Source organism: Clostridium sp. 'deep sea' (assembly GCF_014931565.1).
In the GTDB taxonomy this organism is placed as follows: domain Bacteria; phylum Bacillota; class UBA994; order PWPR01; family PWPR01.
This window is the reverse complement of record NZ_CP063353.1, coordinates 1,316,199-1,342,360: the sequence shown is the minus strand read 5'-3', so window position 1 is coordinate 1,342,360 and position 26,162 is coordinate 1,316,199. Positions and strand designations below refer to the sequence as shown.

Annotated in this window: 19 protein-coding genes; 18 read left to right on the top strand and 1 reads right to left on the bottom strand. The window is 31.6% G+C overall.

From position 1 onward, the window contains the following. The first annotated feature begins 1 nt into the window (after position 1). The 14 genes from IMX26_RS06300 (at position 2) to IMX26_RS06235 (ending at position 21,032) form a co-directional block, all read left to right on the top strand. A complete protein-coding gene (locus IMX26_RS06300; protein ID WP_195160826.1) occupies positions 2-1,423 on the top strand; it encodes a Gfo/Idh/MocA family oxidoreductase in 1,422 nt (473 codons plus the stop codon). 10 nt (positions 1,424-1,433) lie between these two features. Continuing rightward, entirely contained in the window at positions 1,434-2,360 is a 927-nt protein-coding gene (locus IMX26_RS06295) for a radical SAM/SPASM domain-containing protein (RefSeq protein ID WP_195160825.1), read from the top strand. Positions 2,361-2,935: 575 nt separating this feature from the next. After that, positions 2,936-4,360 carry a radical SAM protein gene (locus tag IMX26_RS06290; protein WP_195160824.1) on the top strand — a complete coding sequence of 475 codons (1,425 nt, stop codon included), beginning with the start codon at positions 2,936-2,938 and terminating at the stop codon, positions 4,358-4,360. Between the two features lie 421 nt (positions 4,361-4,781). Continuing rightward, positions 4,782-6,467, top strand: coding sequence for an ABC transporter ATP-binding protein (locus IMX26_RS06285; protein WP_195160823.1), 1,686 nt, complete (start codon positions 4,782-4,784; stop codon positions 6,465-6,467). Between the two features lie 2 nt (positions 6,468-6,469). After that, complete coding sequence (locus IMX26_RS06280) at positions 6,470-6,919, top strand: ABC transporter ATP-binding protein (protein WP_195160822.1); 450 nt, start codon at positions 6,470-6,472, stop codon at positions 6,917-6,919. 20 nt (positions 6,920-6,939) lie between these two features. Beyond that, a complete protein-coding gene (locus IMX26_RS06275; RefSeq protein WP_195160821.1) occupies positions 6,940-8,208 on the top strand; it encodes an ABC transporter ATP-binding protein in 1,269 nt (422 codons plus the stop codon). A gap of 621 nt (positions 8,209-8,829) precedes the next feature. Beyond that, positions 8,830-10,836 carry a S9 family peptidase gene (locus IMX26_RS06270; protein ID WP_195160820.1) on the top strand — a complete coding sequence of 669 codons (2,007 nt, stop codon included), beginning with the start codon at positions 8,830-8,832 and terminating at the stop codon, positions 10,834-10,836. A gap of 119 nt (positions 10,837-10,955) precedes the next feature. After that, positions 10,956-11,807, top strand: a complete 852-nt coding sequence (locus IMX26_RS06265) for an AraC family transcriptional regulator (RefSeq protein ID WP_195160819.1) — start codon at positions 10,956-10,958, stop codon at positions 11,805-11,807. Positions 11,808-11,837: 30 nt separating this feature from the next. Continuing rightward, entirely contained in the window at positions 11,838-12,314 is a 477-nt protein-coding gene (locus IMX26_RS06260) for a hypothetical protein (protein ID WP_195160818.1), read from the top strand. Positions 12,315-12,558: 244 nt separating this feature from the next. Further along, a complete protein-coding gene (locus tag IMX26_RS06255) occupies positions 12,559-14,595 on the top strand; it encodes a S9 family peptidase (protein WP_195160817.1) in 2,037 nt (678 codons plus the stop codon). A 341-nt stretch (positions 14,596-14,936) separates the two neighbouring features. Beyond that, positions 14,937-16,994 (top strand): S9 family peptidase, encoded by a 2,058-nt coding sequence (locus IMX26_RS06250; RefSeq protein ID WP_195160816.1) that lies wholly within the window; start codon positions 14,937-14,939, stop codon positions 16,992-16,994. A gap of 733 nt (positions 16,995-17,727) precedes the next feature. After that, positions 17,728-18,627, top strand: a complete 900-nt coding sequence (locus IMX26_RS06245) for an AraC family transcriptional regulator (protein WP_195160815.1) — start codon at positions 17,728-17,730, stop codon at positions 18,625-18,627. A 47-nt stretch (positions 18,628-18,674) separates the two neighbouring features. Further along, positions 18,675-19,700, top strand: a complete 1,026-nt coding sequence (locus IMX26_RS06240) for a C45 family peptidase (RefSeq protein ID WP_195160814.1) — start codon at positions 18,675-18,677, stop codon at positions 19,698-19,700. A gap of 762 nt (positions 19,701-20,462) precedes the next feature. Next, the gene (locus IMX26_RS06235) at positions 20,463-21,032 is read left to right on the top strand and encodes a hypothetical protein (RefSeq protein ID WP_195160813.1); all 570 of its coding nucleotides are present in this window, start codon (positions 20,463-20,465) and stop codon (positions 21,030-21,032) included. A gap of 417 nt (positions 21,033-21,449) precedes the next feature. Here the strand turns inward: IMX26_RS06235 and IMX26_RS06230 are convergent, their stop codons facing one another. Beyond that, positions 21,450-22,160 (bottom strand): NAD(P)H-dependent oxidoreductase, encoded by a 711-nt coding sequence (locus tag IMX26_RS06230; protein WP_195160812.1) that lies wholly within the window; start codon positions 22,158-22,160, stop codon positions 21,450-21,452. 208 nt (positions 22,161-22,368) lie between these two features. Between IMX26_RS06230 and IMX26_RS06225 the strand changes: the two genes are divergently transcribed. The 4 genes from IMX26_RS06225 to IMX26_RS06210 all read left to right on the top strand — a co-directional run bounded on the left by IMX26_RS06225 (position 22,369) and on the right by IMX26_RS06210 (position 25,961). Continuing rightward, positions 22,369-23,148, top strand: coding sequence for a single-stranded DNA-binding protein (locus tag IMX26_RS06225; RefSeq protein WP_195160811.1), 780 nt, complete (start codon positions 22,369-22,371; stop codon positions 23,146-23,148). Between the two features lie 65 nt (positions 23,149-23,213). Further along, entirely contained in the window at positions 23,214-23,384 is a 171-nt protein-coding gene (locus IMX26_RS06220; RefSeq protein ID WP_195160810.1) for a 4Fe-4S binding protein, read from the top strand. 319 nt (positions 23,385-23,703) lie between these two features. Next, complete coding sequence (locus IMX26_RS06215; RefSeq protein ID WP_195160809.1) at positions 23,704-24,216, top strand: copper amine oxidase N-terminal domain-containing protein; 513 nt, start codon at positions 23,704-23,706, stop codon at positions 24,214-24,216. Positions 24,217-24,341: 125 nt separating this feature from the next. Continuing rightward, on the top strand, positions 24,342-25,961 hold the full coding sequence (locus tag IMX26_RS06210; protein ID WP_195160808.1) for an N-acetylmuramoyl-L-alanine amidase: 1,620 nt from the start codon (positions 24,342-24,344) through the stop codon (positions 25,959-25,961). Positions 25,962-26,162: the final 201 nt, after the last annotated feature.

The window sequence follows — 26,162 nt, the reverse complement described above, 5'->3', positions numbered from 1 at the left end:
AATGAAAAGTTATTTTGCCCACCCAACGGCTATTATTGACGAACCCTCTGAAATTGGAGAAGGAACAAAAATATGGCACTATAGTCATGTGCGAGAGGGATGCGTAGTTGGCAAGAACTGCAATATAGGGCAAAACTGTTATATAGATAATGGAGTAATTATAGGAGATAATGTAAAAATTCAAAATGGAGTTTCTGTTTATAAAGGAGTAGTTATTGAGGACAATGTATTTATTGGTCCAAATGCAACATTTACAAATGATAAACACCCTAGTGCGGTAGGTAAATGGCATATTACTGAAACCTTAGTGTGCCAAGGTGCTTCTATTGGAGCAAATGCTACTATAGTATGCGGGGTATGTATTGGTGAAAAAGCATTAATAGGAGCTGGAGCAGTGGTTTGCAAAAATGTTATTGCTAATACTGTTGTTGTAGGAAACCCAGCAAGGGTTCTTAAAACTGAAAATAAAGCTGTCATTAACAAGCTCAAAATAGGTGTTATTGGTGCAGGAAAAATGGGGCAGTTTCACATATTAAAAGCAGTCTCTAATAAAGAGATAGAGTTAATTGGCTTTTATGATGTAAATGAAAAAACAGTTTCAACAGTGCAAAAAAAACACCCAAATATTAAGTATTTTAGTACCACAAAAGAGCTTTTAAAGGCAGTAGATGCTGTAATAATAGCCTCACCTAGCCCATATCATTATGAACATGCTACAGAAGCTTTGTTAAGTGATGTACATGTACTATGCGAAAAGCCTTTAACCACAGACTATGAAACTAGCAAAAGAATTATTGAAATAGCCAAAAAACGCAATTTAATACTACAGCCTGGGCAAGTAGAAAGATACAATCCATCATATAAAGCACTAAAGCAACAATTACCTCAAACTAATATTATTTCTATTGAAACAGCTAGAACAGGGGGATACTCTAACAAACATTCTAAAACATCTATTGTATACGATTTATTAGTACATGATATTGATTTAATATCTTACTTGTTACAAGAGGATTTTACTGTGCAAAGTGTTTGGGGTAAAACAATTCACTCTCAAAAAACAGATATTGTTTATGTTACCCTAAAAAGTGAAAGGGGAATTTTAGTTAGCTTGTTAGCATCAAGAGTAACTGAACAAAGAAACAGAGTATGTAAAATACATGCTGTTGGCCAGTTTGTTGAGGCTGACTTCATGAATAAAACTATAATTACAACACTACCATGTGAAAATAATGAACTAAATAAAGATCAATACTTTAAACTCGAACAGCAAACAAAAACCTGGGTAGCAGGTAAAGATCAACTGCAAAATCAACTAGAAAGCTTTGTTAATGCAGTTACAGCAAAAAAACTATTAATATCGTATAAAGAGATGGATATTGTTGCTAGAGTATTAAGTGAAATAGAAAAAAAGCTAAATTAGGGGTGAAAATGTGGTAATAGAGTCCCTAGAAAAAAGACCCCAAACTGTTCAATTCGAGACCCACTCTTATTGTAATGCTAGCTGTGAGTTTTGCTGTCATTCAATAATGACAAGAGAAAAAGGTAAAATGAGCAATGAGCTTATTGAAAATATTCTCAAACAATGTAATGAAGTGAATACGTTAATACCATTTTTAATGGGTGAACCATTTATGGATAAACGTATTATTAACATTATAAAAAAATGTAAAGAGCTGCAACCTCAAAGCTCTGTAATATTGCATAGCAATATGAGTTTATGTACAAATGAACACATTAAAGAGATTTTAGATAATAATTTAGTAGACGAAATTCATATTAGCTTTTATGGTATTAACGAGCAACAATATAAACAGCTACAAGGGCTAGATTACTACCAGGTGGTTGAGAGAATAATTCATTTTGTTAATGAGCGTAATAAACGTGGTTTAACTAAACCTTTAATTGTATGCGATTATATTTTGATGCATGAACTTATGCCTCTTTTACAACAGTTTGAAAAGTTTTGGAGAGTAATAGTTGATGATGTAAGAACTGTTTCTTATGATGATTGGCACGGCAATCAGCCCGATAGAGGAAATGAATATCATCCGATAAGATTACAAAGAATACCTTGTTATAAGCTATGGCAAATCTTAAATGTACATTGGAATGGAGAAGTTCCTTTATGCTGTATGGATTACAACGCAAACATTGTTTTGGGAGATTTAACAAAACAAAGTTTGCAAGAGGTTTGGCAAGGTGAAAAATTAAAGCAAATAAGAGAAATTCATATAAATCAAGAATACAGTAAACTGCCAATGTGTAAACATTGTAATTCTTGGAAATGTAATAACCCAAGCTGGTGGAACGCTATGTGGACTATTATCTATAGCGATTCAGTAGATGAATCATTGTAATGGAAATTAATTGAATTAAGGCGAAGCTTGTCTTCGCCTAATACAAGTACCTTAACATCACCCATAATAGTAAGTCTTCAAATCGTAAATTTGGTAACATAAAAGTGTAAAAAGCATATTTTAGTGTAAGATATTGAAAATATAATTACATACCATAAATAAAGAGGGCTATACATGATAAGAAAACTATGGGTTGTATTTTGTTATTTTAAACTAAACGTGAAGCGCTTAAATATAAAGAATTAAGAAACTTTTATAGATTTACAAGTTATTAAAATATTAATAGCTAAGAGACGAGCCTAAAGCTAGTCTCTTTTAATTTTAAATAAAAATTGCCAGCTATTTAAATAATATTAGTAAATAAAAGGAATTAAATAGAAATAAACCTTTACAACTTTAAATTATTGTAGTAATGTAAAATATAGTTAAATAATATTATAACTAGACTATATTGACAAATTTTTAATGCTATTTTTCTTATAAGGTTAACAAATTATAGATTGATTTTAAGTAATATATATTTTTTATATTGCTTTAAAATATTTTTACTAAGTTTTATAAGGGGGTTATAAAGCGTGTACGATGTTAAAAAATTTAGAATACTTTTGCCAGAAATCACTTTTGATTTTTGCTATTTCAAAACTCAATTTGGAGATTATGTTTTATATCAGCCGTCAACACAGAGCATGTATGCTGTAGAAGATGATTTTATTAATTATGTTGAAGAAAATAACACTATAGATTTATCGGTAGCTGCTCCCACGAATATGGAAGAAAAAATTGCTAAATATTTTAATGAAATATGTGATGATGTTAAGAAAAGGATGAATGAGAGTTTTGAAGATAGCAAAAAGCCTGATAATTACTTTAGGCAAGTAGTCATTAACGTTTCTCATGATTGCAATTTAAGATGTAAGTATTGTTATGCATCGCAAGGGTCATATGGTAGAGATATAGCGCTGTTAAGCAAGCATGTAGCTAGTCAAATATTAGAATTTTTTAAAGGCAAAAACCTTAGTAGTATATTATTTTTTGGTGGAGAGCCATTACTTAACACAGATATGATTACATATTTAGCTGAAGGTTTTATTGCTCAGCAAAAAACAACACCAAACTTTTCGGTAATAACAAATGGCACAATTGTTAATGATCATATTATTAATATTCTTAAAAAGTATGACATGCAAATTACAGTTAGCATTGATGGACCTAAAAATATTCACGATAAAATGAGGCCCTTTGAAGATGGATGTGGCTCTTATGACTTAGTGAAAAGTAATATTAGCAAGTTACGTAAACATATTAAAGACACTAATATTTCTATAGAAACAGTTTATACTAAACACCACCTGCAAGCTGGTTATAACATGAAACAGTTAAGAAAATATATTATAAATGATTTAGATTTAAACGGCAAAAATATGGTGTTATGTCATAGTTGTATGGGAGAAGATATGTCTATGTCATTTGAGCTCAAAGAAGAATTAAAGAATGTAAATGAGTTATTTAATAGTTTTTATGAAGACATATTATTAGAAAAATCCCCTGTTATGGACTGGGAATGGGTAGATTCGTTGTTTAGGTTAGGTAAAAAACAGGTGTATGATGCTTTATGTCCATTAGGTGAAGGAGTAATATGTATTACCCCTGATGGTGACATTTACCCATGCCATAATTTAGCTATGATAAATGAATTAAAAATTGGTAACGTTTTTAATAATAATCTTGATGAGACAATTCAAAAGGCAAAAGAAAAAGTTAGTATTGCATATAAAGAGAATAGCCCACAATGTCAAGAGTGTTGGTTTGTAGATGAATGCAAAGGATGTCCAGCTAAAATATATTTAGTAGAAAAAAATATTAACAAAATTCCAGACTGGTTTTGCAAAACAAGAATAGATTTTTTCAAGCAAAAAGCTGGTTGGATTGTTAAGTTAGTTAAGGAAAACAACTTCGAACTATTTAAAGAAAATTTATCAAAGGTAGGACAGCCACTTTAACTTATTTCGTATCTTTATAGGCATTAGCCTAAAGATAAAAATTATACGAAAGGGGGGTAAAACATGATTAATTTAACTGATAAAGTTAGAGGACTAGCTCTTCAAGAAATTTCTAAACCTGGTGACGGATCTTGTAACGAAGGATGCTGCAATAAATAAAACTTTGGTCAATTTATATTTAGTTTATAGCAGTAAATTATTAAGTTTGTAAAAGATTTTATAAACTAGATAATCATTAAATAAACCAGCTATATTGCTTTTAAATTATGTAATGGTTTATCTTGATTATCTAGTTTGTATTTTTTAACTAATAATATTGTATACACTAGATGTTACAATTGTATTTTGATATACTAAATATATACTTATATTTACAATATTTATACTATTCATATCTAATTAAAATATTAGGGGCTACAATATGAGCAAAGAAATAAGTTTGTTTGGGTTTATTAAGAAATTATTAAACAAAAAATTATTATTGATAGGTATCTTTTTTGCGATATTTTCAACTTTTGCAAAAGTTATGCAAACCATTTTTATGGGTAAAACTATGGACTATGCCTTTGCTCAAAATAGAGCTAACTTTAGTAATTCCTTATTTACTTTAATGTCAATAATGATTTCATTAGCAGTTATGCGCTATATTCGTGAAAAAAGCATGGGCTACTTTACTGAAAGAAATATGCATAATCTGCGTACAACAGCAACCCAAAATATTCTAAAAGCAGATTATGCAAGTGTTACTGTGTCAAGCTCTGGTGATTATTTAACAAAGTTAAGCAGTGATTTAGAGCAAATTGAATCATTAATACATATAACTTTAATTAACATATTTTTAAATCCAATAAGAGCTATTATTGCTTTAACTTATATGATTATTAGTAACTGGCAATTAACGCTGGTTTCTTTAATAACTATACCTTTTTTTTACTTTTTAGCGATAAAACTAACAGATATTATTGGAAAACGTAGCTTAAGCATGCAAAAGCAATTATCACTTATTAATAATGAAGCCCAAGAAATAGTATTAGGTGTAGAAACAATTCATAGTTATAATCTACAACAACAGTTTTCTAATAGTATTTCAAAGAAAATTAAAAAAACAATAATATATGGTAAATCAATTTTATTAAACAGAGTAATATTAAATATACTAGGTAATATGATAGGAATAATGCCATATGCTATTAGTTTAGTGTTTGGTGGTTATTTTGTTATTAAAGGTGATTTAAGTATTGGACAATTAACTGCATTTACATTTTTAATTGATGATATTCGTTGGCCAATAAGTGGCATACCAACTCTTTTAGGAAACATTAAACGTGGTATGGTTTCTGTAAAAAGAGTTTATAGCATTATAGTTTTAAAGCAAGAAAAGCAACTACCCAAGGTAGAGTTAGTTAAGTGCAACCCTGTTATTTGCTTTAATAATGTTTCTTTTAAGTATAAATCTGCCCCAGATCAGACCTTGCAAAATATTAGTTTTATAGTACAGGCAGGTGAAAAGCTAGCTTTAGTTGGTAGCAGTGGTTCAGGAAAAAGCACAATTATAAAGCTATTACTTGGGTTATATCCAAATTATACAGGTAGTATTTGTGTATATGGTAAAGAAATTCGAGAATGGAATAAACATCAACTAAGAGAACAGCTTGGCTTGGTTTTTCAAGAGTCTTATTTGTTTCCCCAATCTATAGCTAATAACATAGCTGATGGCAATAAAAATGCTACTCAACAAGATATAAGAATAGCTGCGCAACAAGCGCAAGCAAATGAGTTTATAGAAGATAATGAGAACGGATATGAAACAATTGTAAAGGAATCAGCAAGTAATTTTTCAGGGGGTCAAAATCAACGTATAGCAGTTGCTCGCACTATCATTAAAAATGCTCCAATTTGGCTTCTTGATGAACCCACCTCAGCCTTAGATCTACATACTGCCTCTAAACTTTGGCAAACAATAACAGATAACACAAAAGATAAAACCTGTTTGATAGTTACCCATAAACAAGAGTCTTTAGCTTTAGCGAATAGAGTAATAGCTATTTTAGATGGAAAATTAATTGACTATCCTAAATATCTTATTTTACAACAAGGAGGTAACTAAGAGTGAAGAAATATTTGCATGTTTTAAATTCTATTCATAATAAGAAAAAGTACTACTTTTTTATTATCCTAGGTTGTTTATCTTGGATGGCTTTAGAATTTGTATTTACATCTATGATTGGTAGCAGTTATAAGTCGATGTTAGCGGGCAATTTTCGAGATTTAATATTTACTGTAGTTATATTGTTTTCTATTATGCAATTATTAAATGTATTGCAAAATATTTTTGATTACTTATACGGTATACTAAGTTTAAAATCAGTAGCAATTTTACGACAAAAGTTAGTTCAAACAGTTTTGCAGGAAGACTATAAGTTTGTAGATAGAATTGATTCAGGAAAAATAGTAACTCTGTTAAATAGTGATATGGAGCATATTGAAGCTTACTATAGAATAACAATACCTAGTTTTGTTTCCAGTATTTTCCTTTTTTTAGGGGGCTTATATGGCTAACCTATGTAAGCCGGCAGTTAATGATTACCTGTGTTTTCATTAGCATATTAGGTGCATTAGGTAACAAGCATTTATCTAGTAGTTTTAAAACACTAAGTAAAAAAAGACAGGCACAAATTGAAAAACTAGTACTAAAAGTAAGCTCAATTATAAATGGTTTAGTGGTACTAAAAAGCTTTAATTTAGAGCACAAATATGCAAACTGCTATACTAAAGAAAGCCAAGTATTAGAGCAAAATAATATAAAAAGAGTTAATGTTGAGGCAGTATTAGGCACCTTTAATCAATTAATTAGTATGATAGTAATTCTGTCTGTGATAATGCTGGGTAGTTATCTGGTATTACTTGGTTTAAATACAATACCCGAAGTATTAATTGCCAATCAATTAAGAAGACATGTTTCTTCTTTATTTCAAAGATTACCTTATTATTTAAAGCAGTCTGAACAAGCATGTGTATCCTTAACGAGAATCCAAAAACAAATTAAAGAAATAGCAAATATTAAACCTAAAATTAAACTAGATAGGGAACCTATTATTAAAGAGTACCACACCTTACCAGCAATAGAATTTAACAATGTTACATACTCTTATCATGAAAATATACCAATATTAAATAAAGTATCAGTACAAATTCCTAAAGCAAAGTATACAGCTATTGTAGGACACAGCGGTAGTGGTAAAAGCACTTTATTAAAACTTATTGTTGGAATATGCTTTCCAGAGCAAGGTAGTATAAACATTAATGGAACAGGAGTTAATGAGCTAAATCTATCACAAATTAGAAACTCGTTAGCCTATGTGCCTCAAAATGCTTATTTGTTTACTAGTTCAGTAATGGATAATATTAAAATTGGCAATTTACAAGCTACTAACAAAGAAGTTAGCCAGTCGGCAAAATTAGCTCAAGCACATGACTTTATTTTGCAATTAAATAATAAATATGAAACCGTAATCGGTGAAAAAGGTATTGAGTTATCGGGTGGGCAAAAACAAAGAGTAGCATTAGCTAGAGCCTTGGTGCGTCAAGCACCTGTTATTTTACTTGATGAACCAACATCAGCGTTAGATAACCATACTAGTGAACTGGTTTTTAATACCCTAAAACAACAGCTAAGCACACTAGTAATAGCAACTCATGATATAGACTTAGCATTAAAAGCAGATTATATAATAACATTAGAGAATGGCATAGTAATGGAACAAGGTACTCCAGATCAATTGTTATTTAAAAATGGAGTATTCTGTAGTTTATATAATCAAAAATATAATAATAGAGTAATATTATAAAATAACAGTAAATAACTTAATATATGTTATGTATTGTAATATAAATTAAAATATTACTTTAGATAAACCAAGCAAAACACAAAATATTTTTAAAAAAAAGTTTTGTAGTTGTAAATATTTTAGTTTATTTAAATAGATAATTTATGTTAAATTTAATTTACAAATATTTAAATAAAAGCAGTGGTTTATTTGTCACTTTCTTTACAAACTCTTAACAATTAGGCAGTTTTTAATCTATATAATGAAAAAGAATTTAAGAATAAATATCTATAAATTAGCAATGCATCCCCTTTTACATTCTCATTTTGTATTGCAGTAGATATTGTGAGTTTAATTATATTACTTATTGAACTCATTCCTGAATTAAACTCCATCCTTTGGGCAGCTAAAAAGCTGCCTAGCTTTTTTTTAAAAGCAAAAACTAATATAAGGTTTGTTTTTGGTTTTAAACTCTAAAAATCCTATATAAATCTGGAGATATATTATAAAGTATAGTTTTTAATAAGCCTATTATATACCCTAAATTTACAGTAAAACTCAATAAATAATAATTAATTTGGAAGGATATAACAATGAATTGTAGAAATATTAATTTATTATAAATTTTGAGGAGGGCTTAATGTGAACAAACGACCGTTTAATGTAAATGACTTTATGCAGTTTAACTTTGTATATGATCCCCAAATTGCGCCAAATTCAAAAAAAATATTATATGTTAAAAGTAGTATGGAAGAAAAAAAATACCTTTCTAATATTTGTTTATATGATATCGCTTCCAATAACAATTGTCAGTTTACCTACGGAAACTCAGATTCAAATCCTAGATGGTCACCAAATGGTGACAAAATTGCCTTCAACTCAAGCCGTAAAGATCGTAAAAAAATATATGTGATGACTGTCAATGGTGGAGAAGCAGAGCCAGTTGTAGACTTTAGATATGGTGTTGGCGAACCCGTATGGTCACCATGTGGCACAAAAATAGCGTTTTTAGCAGAGATGTATGAAAAACAAACAGTTGATGATTTATTAAAGTGTGCCGAAGATGAAAATGATAAAAAAATTAAAGATCAAAAAGAAATATCTCAAAGAGTTACTAAGCTACTTTATAAATATAATGGTTTGCCTCAAGCTGGTTTAATAGACAATAAGGTGCAGCATATCTTTATACTAGATTTAAAAACATACAAAATAGAACAGCTAACAAGTGGTAGTTATAGCATAAATGAATTTACATGGTCACCTAATAGCCAAAATATAGCGTTTAGCTGCAATATGGCTGAAGATATAGGTTATAATATTATGGATTCAGATCTTTATATAATTGATCTAAAAAGCAAAGAGCAAAAAAGATTAACCAAGTGTAAAGGATTAGTTGCTAGTCCTACTTTTAGTACCGATGGCAAAAAAATAGCCTTTTATGGTCACGAATTACAACACCATACAGCTACTAACATTAGTATTTATATAGTAGATATCAATAGCCTTAATAAAACAGATATTTTAGCAGATTTTGATTACAATGTTGGTTCAATGCATATTGCGGATATGACCTTAAAAACCTCAATTCCTGCTCCTATCTATAGCAAATGTGGTACATATATATATTTCACTTACTCTAAACATGGCAATACCCAGTTAGCAAAGTGTAATATTAAGTCAGCTGAAATAACAACAATAACTAAACAAAACATTCAAATTAATGGCTACAGCATAAATGCAGAGCATAATAAGGCCGTTATTCAGTTTGCCAATAGTACTACTGCCGGAGATATAGCAATACTAGATTTGCAAAACAACAAGTTTGAGCAAATTACTATGGTAAATAAAGATTTATTAAATGAGTGTTATGTAGCTGAGCCAGAAGAAATATGGTTTAAAGGCAAAGATAATTGGGATATTCAAGGTTGGCTATTAAAGCCTTATAACTTTAATGAAAGTGAAAAGTATCCCCTAGTGTTAGAGGTACATGGTGGACCCCATGTAATGTATGCCCCATTATTCTTTTTTGAGTTTCAATTATTAGCCTCAGCTGGTTATTGTGTACTGTTTACTAACCCCAGAGGAAGCAATGGTTATGGTCAAGAATTTACCTGTGCTAATTTCAACGATTTTGGTGGAGGAGATTATGGCGACTTAATGAAAGTAATAGATGAGGTTGAAAAACTTTCATATGTAGATAACAAACGACTAGGGGTAACAGGTGGTAGCTTTGGTGGCTTTATGACTGCTTGGATTATAGGTCATAGCAATAGATTTAAAGCAGCGGTTGCTCAGCGAGGTGTATATAACTGGCTTAGCTTTAGCGGTATGAGTGATTGTGGCTGCTATTTTAGTGAGGCTGAGTTTGGTTACCTACCATGGCATAACTTTGATAAACTATGGGATATGTCTCCTCTTAAATATGTAGAAAATATAAAGACACCTTTATTAATCATCCATGCAGAGTCAGATATTAGGTCGTGTATGGAACAGGCTGATCAATTATATACATTTTTAAAGAGATTAAAACAAAAAGTAGAATTACTACGTTTCCCTAATGAAAATCATGACCTCTCTAGGTCTGGTCAACCAAAGCGTAGAGTAGAACGTTTACAAGCTATTGTTGACTGGTTTAACAAGTATCTATAATACAATAGATTATAATAATAATACGATTGTGTCGTATGTAGTGTTGCTCGTTAATTAAGGCATAAAAAGAGAGGACAAGCTATTACAAAGCAATTAAAATAACAAAGGAGTTAGTAGTTATGGAATGGATTGATAGACTAAATAAAGCAATTAACTATATTGAAGAACACATCACAGAGAAAATTCATTACGAACAGCTTGCTAAAATAGCTTGTTGCTCTACTTATCATTTTCAGAGAATGTTTTCTTATATGGCGAATATACCACTCTCTGAGTACATACGTCGTAGGCGTATGTCACTAGCAGCAGTTGAGTTACAGAATGGTAATAAGAAAATTATTGATGTAGCATTAAAATTCGGTTATACTTCACCTACAGCATTTAATAGGGCTTTCCAAAAAATTCATGGGGTAGCTCCATCACTTGTTAAAGAGTCAGTTATTGCTTTAAAAGCCTATCCACCTATTAGCTTCAAAATAACCATTAAGGGAGCTTGTGGAATGAATTACAGAATTGAAAAAAAAGAAGCCTTTCGTATAATTGGAGTAGTAGAACCCTTACACAAAGAAATAGAAAAGAACTATGAACTTGTGCCTCAAATGTGGCAAAAGGCAGCTATGCAAGGAACCATAGCAAAACTGGCTAAAATGATGAACAGTCAACCAGCAGGTTTATTAGGGGTGAGTGCTTGTAATGATGAGCAGGAATGGAAATACTTTATTGCTGTGGCTAGTGACCATGCCATAGACAACACCTTATCAGAATATATTGTTCCAGCCGCAACTTGGGCCATATTCTCCGGTGGTGGAGCGAAGCAATCTATCAATGAATTAGAGCAACGTATAGTTACCGAATGGTTGCCTAGCTCTGGCTATGAGTATGCTAATGCTCCAGATATTGAAGTATACCTTAATGATGATCCCCAAAATGCTAAGTACGAAGTGTGGATACCTGTAGTGCAAAAACCCTAAAGTTTATGTCAATAAGAAAGAGTGAAGAAAGTGAGTGCACAATTTAACGAGTTTTTAAACACGGTTGACAGTCGTTATCAATTATTTGTTACTAAAATAAATGATTTACTTATGTTAAATAAATGTAAATGTAATATAAAGCCTGCTAAAAATGGCTTTTTAGTTTCTTACCTTTTAAATAAAAAAACAGTAGCCTCTTTTGTAGCTAGAAAGTCGGGTATGAAACTACGCATTTATCCTAAGAGTATTGTAAAACATGAAGATTTTCTTAATAGCTTACCAGCTAAAATGAAAAAAGAAATAAAAAAAGCCTCTGTATGCAAACGATTAATAGACCCTGAGGCCTGTAATCCAAAGTGTGTAATGGGATACGATTTTATGATGGATAATGAGCATTTTCAAAAATGCCGTTACATGGCATTTACATTTACTTTAAGTGAAGAAAGTAACCCATATATTATAACGTTTTTAGAGCAAGTTATTAGTTCAATCACAGTACAAGATTAAGTAAAGAAATTATTAGGTTGATTAATTAAAAAAAATACAATTTGCAGTGGCGGACTTTGTTGTCCGCCACTGTGTTTTTATAAATATACCAATACCAGTAGCTATTAATTCCATATTTTTATAATTAATCTTTATTTTATTGCACATGCTACAAAAGGATATAAATTTTGTTTAGGTAATGGAAGGGTTAACGTGCTGGGTAGAGAAGTATACATAGTGAAAAATATAAGCAGGAGGGATTTAAATGAAAAAGCGTCAATTTAAAGTTGAGGACTTTATGAAATTTAAGTTTGCATATGATCCACAACTATCTCCAGATGGAAGCAAAATATTATATGTTTTAAGTACAACAGAAGATGAAAAGTATCTTCCTAATGTTTGGATTTACGACATTGCCAATAAAACAAATAGACAATTTACTTTTAGCAATGTAGATGAACGTCCAAAATGGTCACCATGTGGCAGCCAAATTGCCTTTATCTCTAAAAGAAACGGTAAAAAACAACTATTTGTTATGCCAGCTTTTGGTGGAGAGGCTCGTCCTTTAGTGGAGCTTCGTTATGGAGTTAATGACCCAGTATGGTCACCATGTGGTAAAAAGATTGCCTTTACAGCTAACATGTTTGAAGGGCAAACCCTTACAGAACTAAAAAACTTAGCTGAAGACGATAGAGATAAAAATGAAAAGAAACAACACAAAGTTGTTCGCCAAATAGATAAATTAAAGTTTAAGCTTAATGGTTTACCAGGAGTAGGTTTATTAGGCACAAAAGTTAAACACATTTTTGTAGCAGATGTAGCTACAGGAGAAATTGAGCAAGTTACAAGTGGTCAGTATAGTGAAAATACCCCAGTATGGGCTCCTAATAGTAAATCATTAGTATTTCAAAGTCATCGCTGTGAAGATGCTGACTATACTATAAGAGTACAGGATTTATGGCAGATTTGTTTACAAGATAAAAAAATTACTAAGCTAACAAATACCGATGGTCAATACCGCTTGCCTGTATTTAATGCAGATGGTCGTTACTTAGCATTTTATGGTCATAAACTTGAGTTCGAAAGCGCTACTAATAGCCGTTTATTTGTAAGAGACAACAATAACGGAGAAATTAGAGAGCTTACAGCTAATTTTGATAATAACCTAGGTATTAATCATGGCTCTGATATGAAACTTGGAGCTCCGTTTACAGGTGCAGTATGGAGTAAGTGTGGTCAGTTTTTATATGTGACCTCAAGTATTCATGGCAGTACCCATATTCACAAAGTAGACTTTGCTAGTGGAGATGTAACTCAATTAACTAGTGGTAGTATGCAAATTACTGGCTATAGTTTTAACCTTAAAACCAATAAAGCGGCTGTGGTTTACTCTAATGCGTTACAGCCAGGAGATATTGCTTTAGTAGATTTAACAACAGGTGAACTGGAACGACTAACTAAAGTTAATGATGAAATATTAAATGAGTGTTATATTGCAGAGCCAGAAGAGTTTTGGTACCGTGGTGTAGATAACTGGGAAATACAGGGTTGGATTTTAAAGCCTTATGGTTTTAAAGAAGGCGTTAAGTATCCATTTGTATTAGAGGTACATGGTGGCCCACATAGCTTATATGCCCCTAGCTTCTTTTACGAGTTTCAGCTTTTAGCTGCTGCTGGTTATGTAGTAATGTTTACTAACCCCCGTGGTAGTCAAGGTTATGGACAAAAATTTGCTGATGCCGTTCGTGGAGACTACGGTGGAAACGACTACGGTGATTTAATGAAGGCTGTAGACTACGCTGAAACCCTACCTTATGTAGATAAAGACAGAATGGGTGTAACTGGTGGAAGTTACGGTGGCTTTATGACTAACTGGATTATTGGTCATACCAATAGATTTAAAGCAGCAGTTACCCAGCGTTCTATTAGTAACTGGCTAAGCTTCTTTGGTGTTAGTGATATTGGCTATTTCTTTGGAGAGAGTGAAATTGGTTGCACACCTTGGGGTAATGTAACAAAAATGTGGGATAGCTCTCCACTTAAATATGTAGAAAAAGTAAATACACCTTTATTAATGATTCATGGTGAAGAAGATATTCGTTGCCCAATCGAGCAAGCTGACCAGTTTTATGTATACCTAAAGGCCTTAAAACGTAAGGTATCTTTCTTAAGATTCCCACAAGAAAATCACGAATTATCTCGCTCAGGTCAACCAAACCGACGTATTGCCCGCCTAAAAGCAATTGTAGATTGGTTTAATGACCATATAGAAAGAAATAAATCAGAATACAACAATTTTTAACACTTTTTTGTAGTGAAACGAAAAAAATAGTGTACATTAAAAAGTAAAATTACAATATCGTAACGAAGTGTAGAAAATATTGTACCGAAAAAAAAGAAGCAAGAAATATGATTTTTGACATTTTTTTGTAGTGAAACGAAAAAAATAGTGTACATTAAAAAGAAAAATTACAATTTCGTAACGAAGTGTAGAAAATATTGTACCTCTAAAAAAAGAAGTTAGATAACAATTTTTCGTAACGCAGTGTAGAAAATATTGTACTGAATAAATTAATACTATATCATCAAAACATAGTATGAAAGCATCACTAATTGTAGTGGAGGGCTTTATGTCCTCCATATATGTTTAGTAAACTGGCAGGCACAATACCTGCCACTGCAATGTACCATATAGATAGAGAGGAATATAAAATGACAAAACGTAGAGTAGTAGTAGAAGACATTTGTAAAATAAAATACGTTAGTGACCCTCGTTTTTCAGCTTGTGGTAAATTATTAGCCTATACACTTACCGAAGCAGATGTAGAAAACAACGGTTATGAGAGTTCTATATATGTTGTTGATGAACATAAAAATACCACAAGAGTAACCTATAGTGCTAAGAAAAAAGGCAATTTAGTTAAAGATACATCTCCACGCTGGTCTCCAGATAGTAAATACCTAGCATTTACATCTAACCGTAATGGCAAAAAACAAATCTTTGTTATGCCCCAAAGTGGAGAGGCTCGCCCTGTAGCTGAAATGGGTGGCTCAAGCATTACTTGGTCTGCTGATAGCAAAAAAATTGCTTTTGTAGCAAAAGACCCAGCCGAAAAACAAGAGCGTAAAAATCCAGACAAAATGCATTTTACCAAGCTTCGTTATAAATTTAACGGACAAGGTTACTTTTTAGATAATCGTGTTAGCTACCTTTGGATTGCAGATGTAGAAACTGGTGAAGTTAAAAAAGTTACAAACACTAAATTTAATGACTCTATGCCAACATGGTCTCCATGTGGTAAGTTTTTAGCATTTGTTTCAACTCGGCATGAAGATGAAACAAATTTATGGTCAGATATCTTTGTAGTAAACATTGAATCTGGCGATACCACCAAAATTACCAGCAATAATGGTCCTGCAAGCATGCCAGCTTGGTCTCCTTGTGGTGAATATATTTCTTTTGTTGGTCATAACAAAGGTGAAAAACACTCAGCTAACCAAAACATTATGGTAGTACCTGCTAAAGGTGGCGAGGCTAAAAACCTAAGCCTAAACTACGACCGTTCAATTAACGCAGGTCCTGGTTCAGATGTCCGTTATGGTGCAGGCAATAACACCCCAATGTGGGCAAAAGATGGCAGTGGTTTGTACTTTAGAACAGGTGACCAGGGCTTAAGCAAAATCTGTTTTGTTAACCTAAAGGGTGAAGTAACTGAAATAGTTACCGAAAAACAAGGCTTTACTCATTTTGATGTAAATGAAAACAATGGTCAGGTTAAAATAGCTTTTAACGCTGAAAACCCAAATCATCCAGGTGAAATATATGTTTACGCTAATGGTAAACAATCAAAAATGACTGGTCATAATGATACATTAATGGCTGAATTAGAGCTAACATATCCAGAGAACTTTACCTATAACAGTGCTAAAGATTGGGATATTGAGGGCTGGATTATGAAGCCTGTTGGTTATAAAGAGGGTGAAAAATTCCCAGTAGTAGTTCAAATTCATGGCGGACCTGCTTCTGCATATGGCTGGACCTTCTACCACGAGTTCCATTTATTATGTGCTATGGGTTATGGTATTGTATATACAAACCCACGTGGAAGCCGTACCTATGGTGAAGACTTTACTCATGGCGTAATTGGCGACTGGGGCGGACATGACTATGATGACGTTATGAACGCTGTTGAATATGTAACAGCTAATTATGAGTGGGTAGATAGCGAGCGCATAGGTGTTACCGGTGGTAGTTACGGTGGTTACTTATGTAACTGGATTGCCACCCAAACAGATCGCTTTAAGGCTATTGTATCATTACGTAGTATTAGTAATATTTATACAAAATACGGTGTAAGTGATATTGGCTGGTATGGTAACCGCAGAGGTATGGATGGAGCAGACTTATGGGATGGTCAAGAAAAAGGTATTGGTGAAGACTTTATTATGTCTCGCTCAGCTATTCGCTTTGCCGATAAAGCTACAACACCTATTCTACTAATTCACAGCGAAGAAGACTACCGTTGCCCATTCGAGCAAGCCGAGCAGTTTTATGTAGCTCTAAAACGTTTAGGCAAAGCCCCTGTAGAATTATTAGTATTTAAACGTGAGAACCACGAGCTCTCTCGCTCAGGTCGCCCCTGGAACCGTTTTGACCGTTTGCGTGGCATAACTGATTGGTTTGAGAGATATTTGAAGTAAAAATAATTTAATATAAATGTTAAGAAGCTGTCATATTAGCAGAATTAAAAAATGCTAATGTGGCAGCTTTTTTACTGCAAAAAAACTGTGTAATAGTATTTGAATAGTAGAGATTATTTACACCCTTGTGTTATTAATAATAAATTATACCTACAGTTACTACGCCTACTTCGTAGTGGCTGGTCTTGTGCCAGCCAAAAGTTTTGCTAAAACTACCAAGTTATCTTTCCCTAGAGGAAGAAGCGGCATTTAAAAAGAATGGAGTCAAATTGCTTGCTAGATAATTTTGAAGTTTATGATTAGCTTATTGAAAAATGTTTATACACTTATGGTAACATAGATGTAATATTAGAGTTGCTTGCAAAATCACATTATCCAATTAGTATGCAATATGCTTATAATGATGAAAATTTTTGGATGACGGTTGTATAGGCACCTAAGAACCAAGATAATTGATTATCTCATAAAAAATGGTAGTGGACATGACGGATTTAGTGAACTATAAAGATTTATGGGTTTTTAGATAATAAAGAAATTTACATAAGTGCTTTTCATACAATAGAATTATTGCTATATTAAAAAATTACTATAAGAACTTAACATTGTAATATACTTAAATATTATCCACATATAGACATGTATTTAGTCAATTAACTAGGTTTATAGTGGGACAAAAATGCCTATCTTTATAAGGATTTTTAGTTTTGTAAGATTTAAAATAAAGGATGATTAGATGAATTATATCGACATTATACTTAGAGCAATTGATTATATTGAAGATCACATATTTCAAGAAAATTTATATGAGAAAGTATTCCAACATGTTAAGGTTTCTAAATATCATTTCCATCGAATATTTTTGGCAGGAACCCATGAAACGATAGCAAATTATATTAAAAAACGGAGGTTTACTATAATAGCCGATCGATTACGTCAAACAGATGATAAGGTGATTGAAGTGGCATATGATTGTCAATATACGAGTCATGAAGGATTTACAAGAGCTTTCAAAAACTATTTTTCTATATCACCAAGTCGATACCGTGTAAGTAGTAAAGAGAATCCCTTCTTAAAAATAAATAGAATTAATAGAGAATTTTTAGAATTTACTCATAGTGGATTGAACCTTATACCTATTGTTAAAATATGTGAAGAATTAACCCTAGTGGGTAAAAGAGCAACTACAAATCTAAAGAATATTCAACTAGATAAAGTCTGGAATGAATTTCTGACTGATTGCACAAAGAATGATATAAGGGTAAGTGGACAATATGCATATACAATATGGCTAGAGTCGGAACAAGAGGCTAGAACAGTTGATGAACAGCATAACTATAATTTATTTGTTGGATTTCCAAAAGCGTGTACTAATGTAAGAGGAAATAATCTTGAAACTTTAGATATTGATAAAGGTTTATATGCAATTTTTAGCTTTAAAGATGATTTTAGCCATATATATCGAATATATAGCTATATATACTTTGTATGGTTAGAGAAATCGGGATATAGACTTGGTGATGGTTATGTTATTGAGACATATAGTAAGGATTTTTCTATTACTAATCATACAGGGGAGATGTCTATATTGATACCAATAAAAAAGAGCAATGATTATCAAGAATTTAATAGGTAGGAGTGTTAATATTTACTTATAAATAAACCTATTGAGGAGCTGATAATATGTATAAACCAAGATTTAAGGGATCGCATTATGACATGGGATTTCAATATGGTTTCATGCTAAAAAAAAATGGAGTTGATTTATCACCTTTACTAAAGTTTGATAAAAAGAAGCTAAATTTAGGACAGGAATGTTTAAAGATATGTAAAGAAATTTATCCAGAGATTATTGATGAGATTAAAGGCATGGCTGATGGACTTGAACTACAATTTTTAGCATTTGGAACATTTTTGATAACAGTAGGTGCGTTCTCTTTTGATGTGGGTTGTTCCACTTTTTGTTATAAAGAGAATGGTTCTGTTTACTTTGTAAGAAACCATGATATGTTCGTGCAATTAAAGAAAACTACTGAAAGTGCTGTATATAGACCTAAAAGGGGATACTATTTTTTGGGTCAAGGGGATAGCTTTATTGGTAAAGAAGATGGAATAAATGAGTATGGACTAGCTGTGGGCATAACCTTTGTTGCTCCTAAGACAATTAAACCAGGTTTGAACTTTTTGATGATTGTGCGTATGGTTCTTGAAAAATGCAAGGACGTCAAAGAAGCAATAGCTTTACTTAATAAGATTCCCACACTTACTAGCCAATGTATTGTTCTAGCAGACCCATCTGGTGAACTAGCTGTAGTAGAGATGTGTCCAGAAAAAATGACTGTAAGAAGACCTAGTGATGGGCAAAAGTTTATAGTTGCAACAAATCATTTTAATGATCGGGATATGATAAAATATGATAATAGACCAGCAGAAAATTGGTATAGAACAAAAGAACGTTATGAGACCGTGATAAAGAATCTTAGTGATGCAGAAAATCTTAATAGCGCATTAGGTATAGAAATTGCTTCAGGCAAAAAGGGATTCCTCTGTCAGTATGATAAAAAAACGAATTTTGATACACTTTGGTCAGTTCTCTATGATTTAAAAAATCTAGATATCTACCGAGCAGAGGGTAACCCAAGAAGAGCAAAATTTAAAAAAGATACGAGACTTGCATGGGCATTAAGTAAAAAAGCTAAGAAAAAATAAAAATAACGAAGAGATTGGATGTTCTTGAGTTCATCTTAAGGATAGCCTGCATAGTGCTATCTCTATTAGTTTGCTTCGGTTTAACACCAATGTTCAACAAAGCAGCAGCAAACAAAGTAAAAGTAGTAAGGGTAACAAAGGACATTACCATAGGATATGAAATAATATCAAATATGCTAGAAACCGTTGTCAGTAACTCTAAGAACCTTTGCCAGCGGACTATTAGGCCAAACTAAAAAAAAGTATCTGAACAACAAGCAAGCAATAATGCTTGCAGACCTTGAAGTCAATGGGAAAATACATCTAGCCTTTGTATTTTGTGAAAATTGCGAGAATACAAAGGCTTTTTTAATGGAGTAAAGATGAGATTATTAAAGAGTAGAAGATGAAAGTGTCAATGCGAAGTAGCAAATGAAATACAAGAAAACCAGTCGGAGGTGAAGACATTTGAGTAAGATTATTTCTATATGGGGTAGCCCTAACAGTGGTAAACAGCTCTATCTATAAAATTAGCAAAACAACTATTAAAAAATAGTAATGTCATTATATTTATCTACAGCTATTCTAGGATGCAAAGATGCTGGATATAGAATTGCATTTATAAGGCAAAATAATAACTATATTTGTAAAATAAATATTATTCAATAGCTCATAAGCAGTGAATTTGTCATTAAATGTACTGAAAATACACTTGCAATAGAGTTTTTATAGTAATTGTTATGATAAAATAATATCTATATAATAATAATTAAGGAGAAAAAAATGATTTACTATGGCAGATTAAAAAAAGAGTTTGAAGCCATCGCTAAGAAAAAAAGTAATATAGTTGATGGACAAGAAGTCAACTATCAAGGTCAATACAAGTTTAGTGTTAGTAATATAGCAAGTTCAAGGTACAAAAAAAGTTTAAATATTGTAATTATAATTTTAACAATATGTGTTTTATTCGCATTATTAGCTTATTTTAATAATCCTCAAGAGAATAATCCTTTTTTAATATGGTCTGTAATAATAATGTTTGGTTTAATAGATTTATTGTTAATATTTAGTGGCCAAAAAATTAAAAAGCGAATGGCTGAAAGTTATTTTAAATATAACAATGGCTATTTTGAGTATTGTAATGGTCGCAAAACATATAATTTTACAGGCAAAGATCTTGAGAGAATAGATTTTTATACAGTAGGCAGAACATCTCAATGGCAATTATATATTACCCTTAGTAACTATCAAAATAACGGCAGGTTTTTATTCAATATTTTAATGTACAATAAGCCTAAGATAATTTTTGCCTTGTTATTAGGAGCCCAAAGAAATACTCATGTACTGTTTTAGTGAGAGTTATTAACGTAAAATATACGCAAAAAAAAGGCAGCCACATTAGCAGAAAAAAAAGAAGCTAATGTGGTAGCCTATTTACAGCAAAAATAACTGTGTTCATTATTGTAAATGATTAATGATTTTAATAAAAATATATTTATATAATAAATAATTTATTATTATAATTATAATGTAAAGTTTCATTTTTAAATCACTAATTGTGTAGATCCAGATACCTCTTCGTGTTCTTTGTGCCCTTAGTGGTTAAAAAAAATTTTTAATTAATTAGAAAGTATGATTTTTAAAGCTTAATGTCAGCAATATAGATATAATATTAAGCTTAAGGTAAATATTTAATATTTGTAGAAACCACTAAGTAAACGCAACAGACCCTTTAATTATATAATTTAAAGCAGAAATCCTTGTATTATTTTAAAACGGGTTTTTACCGTTTAACCAACCTTTTTCCTGCCAGTATTGTTTATCTAAGTTATTCTCATCATATGAACTAATTAAATTTTTAATAAACTTATAAACAATAAATCTTTTAACTGGTCCTCTTAGTTTAAATCTTTTTTTGGTATCTTTATGAAAATATACTGCCTTTAGTTTTATAGTTCGCTCAAACCTAAGTCGTTTAACGTTTTTTATAGCATCCCAGTTAATGGCGTGCATATTAAACCTTAAACTATCTATTTTTTTTATGCCCCAGTAAGAGAGGCTAGCTGAAATTGTTTTTACAACCCCTTTAGTGCCTGAGCCAGCTGTTGTAGAGATTATCATAGCAGTTTTATTAAACATTTCTGGCATAGGTCGATGTACTATAAATAAATAGCCTAAATGATCAAGTAAGGCTTTCATTTGAGCTGTTGCACTTAAAACATAAACGGGTGAGGTAAATATTAATCCATCTGCTTCTTTCATGGCTTTAACAATTGGCTCAATATACTGGAAATGAGGGCATTTATCTTCACCTTTTAAAAAACAATTATAACAGCCTAAACAAAAATTAGGCATATCCTGAGGTAAAAAAAATTCTGTATAAGTATTATTTTCAAAGGTATCTAGCTCTTGTTTAAAAAGATTAGTTACATGATACGTATTGCCTTTGCGTGGACTACCATGTATTACACAATATTTCATTTAAGAAACCCCCGTAATATTCAATAGTAAAACTATAATAACATATAAATGTACCTATAATATAAATCTAACCGAATTTTAATATTTTATGTACAGTTAATTGTCAGGATTAATAAATAAAGAGCTTGTTCTATGGGATAATTTTCGCTCAACTCCAATATACATTTAAAAAGTGAAATGTATGATACATGGTTTGAGGAGGATATTGATGAAAGTAAGTATTTATGATCGAGGGTTTAATGTGCCTATTATAGTTAAAAATGAGCGAAGTTTAACACACAATAATATTGCAGAACTATCTGGGCAATTAATAAGTGATGTTGTAGAAAACCATGAATGTTATGATATAAAATACTACAAATTTTTTGTTAGAACCTTAGGGAAAACCCCTTATACATTACCAGTTATTATCAGCCACTATTTAAGACATAAAAGTGAAGTTATGTCGGGCTTTAAGTTGCAAAAAGGAGCCTGCGTATCTATTAGTAATGGAGCTTGGCGATCTTATAATGAACAAGAAAATGGTAGAACTCGTTTGGCTCAATCATTGTTTGTGAAAAAAATGATTATACACGAAGATTGTTCTCTGTGTATGTTTATGAATAAAGTAATTTTAGATGGTTATATTTGTAGGGGAGGCCATCCAAATAATCCTCACTCAGTTTTTGTAAGAAAAACACCCCATACAGGCAGAAAAATTGTAGATGTATTAATTGCTGTAAACAGACCCAGAGGCACTGTTAATCATAAAGGATTTACACCCACAAAAACAGACTATTTACCATTGCTTTTTTGGGATGAGTTATCCGAAGAAGCCTGTAAACTACAAATAGGAGACCGTATACAAGTAGAAGCCATAATGCAGAGCCGTAACTATGAAAAGATTTGTGGTTATAATGCAGATAATTTACCTATATATTGTCAGCATATTGCCTATGAATTATCTACAACAAGGTTTGACCTCATTGATGAGATACTAAACAGCTAAAAATACTTGCAAGTTGTGTAAATGACAAGTATACTATGTTTAGATTCAATAAAGGAGGTTCTGCAATGACCCACAAAATTAATACTGATTGCATTTCTTGTGGTGCATGTCAACCTGAATGTCCGGTTGATGCCATATCTGAGGGTAGTAATAAGTTTGAAATCGACCCAGAGAAATGTATTGATTGCGGCGCTTGCGCTGGCGTATGTCCAGTTGAAGCTATTAAACCTGAATAAGCTTACATTTTAAGGAGTCTCCATGGGAGACTCCTTTTTAATAACTGTAAGTTTTAACAGCTATATGTTTTAGTAACTTATTTAATTAGTATAATTAACCTAAGTCTAGATAAATTTTTTAAAGCATATTTTGAACATTTTAGAGAGTTAGTAAGTCTAATTATTCATTAGAAACAATTTATGCTTTAATTTAATATTAATAAAGTAAATATATTCCTAAATTAAGTGAGCTTAACTCTAACTCTTTTTAGTATATTTATGTATAATTAATAGAGATAAATAATTAATCTTCAACAATATACTCAATGGAGGACGAGAGATGAAACATAATAAAAGAGTTTGGGTATTAGTTTTAGTAACATCTTTAATTATTAATTTGTTTAATGTAGCGCTAGCAAATACGGATATTAGTTTATACATAAATGGAGAAAAGATTAACAAATACACACCAATTATGATCAACAATACTTCACTTGCTCCTGCACGTATTTTACAAGAATATTTAGGATTAGATATTAAATGGAGTGAAGCGTATAGAACTGTAACTATAACAAAAGATTTAACTGAAATAGTTTTAACAATAGACAAAAAAACAGTTTTTAAAAATGGACAAGCCTTTAACTTTACGGTAGCTCCTCAAATTATAAATAACATTACTTATATACCAATAAAAATTTTACGTGAATTATTAAACTATGAAGTTCAGTGGAATGGTAAAACTAATAGCATAAACATTAGTTCACCTTCAGCAAAGGTTAATGAAATTATAGTTGCCCGAGTAGAAGATCATAAACAAGCAAAAATAATACTAAGACTGAAAAAATTCCCGTAACAAGTGAATATTTCACGCAGGTTCGTGTTATTCAAGCAAAACCTAACCTTACTCAAATAGTACTTGACTGTACAGTCAAAGAATCAAACATAGTTATAAAAGAGATATCAGGCTACTTAGCAATTATGTTAGAAGAGAAGATAGTGGATACAAAGCCAACTCCAGAAGAGCCACCTAAGCCAGATGAACCAAAGCCTAATAATAATGTAGATAAAAGTAGGTTGCAAATAAGTGTGCCTAATTTAAAAGATTACAAATTAAAAAGCCTGTTTCAAGAACCTCAAGCCCCAGTGTATGGAGTTATTAGCTCTGCCCGAGTTAACCTACGTACTGAGCCCAGCACCGCAGACTCAAAAACAGTTAGGGTAACTGTTGATGGAGGAACAAAACTACAAGTCATAGGACAGTCTTTTGGTTGGTATAACGTTATATACAAAAATGAAGAATTATGGGTTGCCGACTGGCTTTTAAGCCTTGACCTAAAAATGAAACGAAATAACGTAAATGTTCGGCAAGGACCAGGAACAACTTATGCAGTTGTAGATATGGTAATGCGTGACGAGCATTTTAAGGTTTTAGAACGCAAACCAGATTGGGTTAAGGTAAAAACCAAAAATGGCAAAGAGGGATTTATTGCTGAGTGGCTTGTGGCTATAAATGATAGACTGATTGAGGTAGAGAATGATTCTCAGGATGTAGCTAAAGAGCTAACCTTTTCCCTAAAAAATACTAACATAAATGAGGTAAGCTTTAGCGATAGAACTAATATTATTAAAAGTGTAACTAAAAAAGCAGTTGGTAATGATGTTGAAGTAAAAATAAATATGGCTGAAGCAATTGCTTACAATATAAGTGAAAATAATGAAGGTTTAGAGATTGAGTTTGGGGCAGCTTTAACTGACTTACAGGTCAGTGAGAATGAGGGAAGAGTTACTCTTAATTTAAGTTTTGATAAACCTACTAAGTTTACAGTTTTTCAAAATTTATTAGAAAAAAAACTAGTACTAGATTTTCCTAATAGCATAGCTGTTAAAGAGCAAACTAAGCAGCTAAATAATAAAATTGCATCAGCAGTTAAGCTAAATAACAAGCCAGATAGTGCTGTACTAGAAGTGTCGCTAAATAACCTTGGAAGTTACAAAGTTAATACAGCTGGTTTTAGTAAAAATGTGCAGCTGGTATTACTAAACTCTAGTTTAAGTGGTAAAGTAATAGCTCTTGATGCAGGACATGGTGGTAGCAGACCAGGTGCTTATAGAGGTGGTATTTATGAAAAAGAGATTACCTTACCAGTTGCTTTAAAGGTGCAAAAAATTCTAACAGATAAAGGTATAACTGTGTTTATGACTAGGGTGAATGATAAAACAGTTTTATTAGATGAACGAGTAGATCTTGTAAATGGCTGTAAGGCAGATTTAGCTGTTAGTATTCATGTTAACGACACTAGATATGGCACAGGAAAAGCCTCTGGAGTAGAGACATGGTACTATCCTAAACCAGAGAATGAGAGACTAGCTCAGTGTTTACAAACTGGTCTTTTATCTGCCACAGGTTTTAGAAATAGAGGCATTAAACCCTCTACTAGATTAAGAGTAACAAAAAATTGGAAAATGCCCTCAGCCTTAATGGAAATTGGTTTTATGGATAATGACTATGAGCGTAATCAGCTTTTAAACGACAAAGTTCAACAAAAAATTGCTGAAAATATTGTGTTTTCAATTGAGAACTTTTTAAGAAATGAATAAACTAATTATAACTTAATATGATTAGGGCTTATATAATAAATCTTATTAATATAAGCCCTTTAATCATTTTTATAACGAAAACTAGTCTAAACCACATCGCATAATGTATATAAAGCCTAGCAAAATGAAAAATTTCCTATAAAGAGTACTGTTAAATTTCAATTAAATGCACCCATTTATGCTGTAATTATGTATAATAAA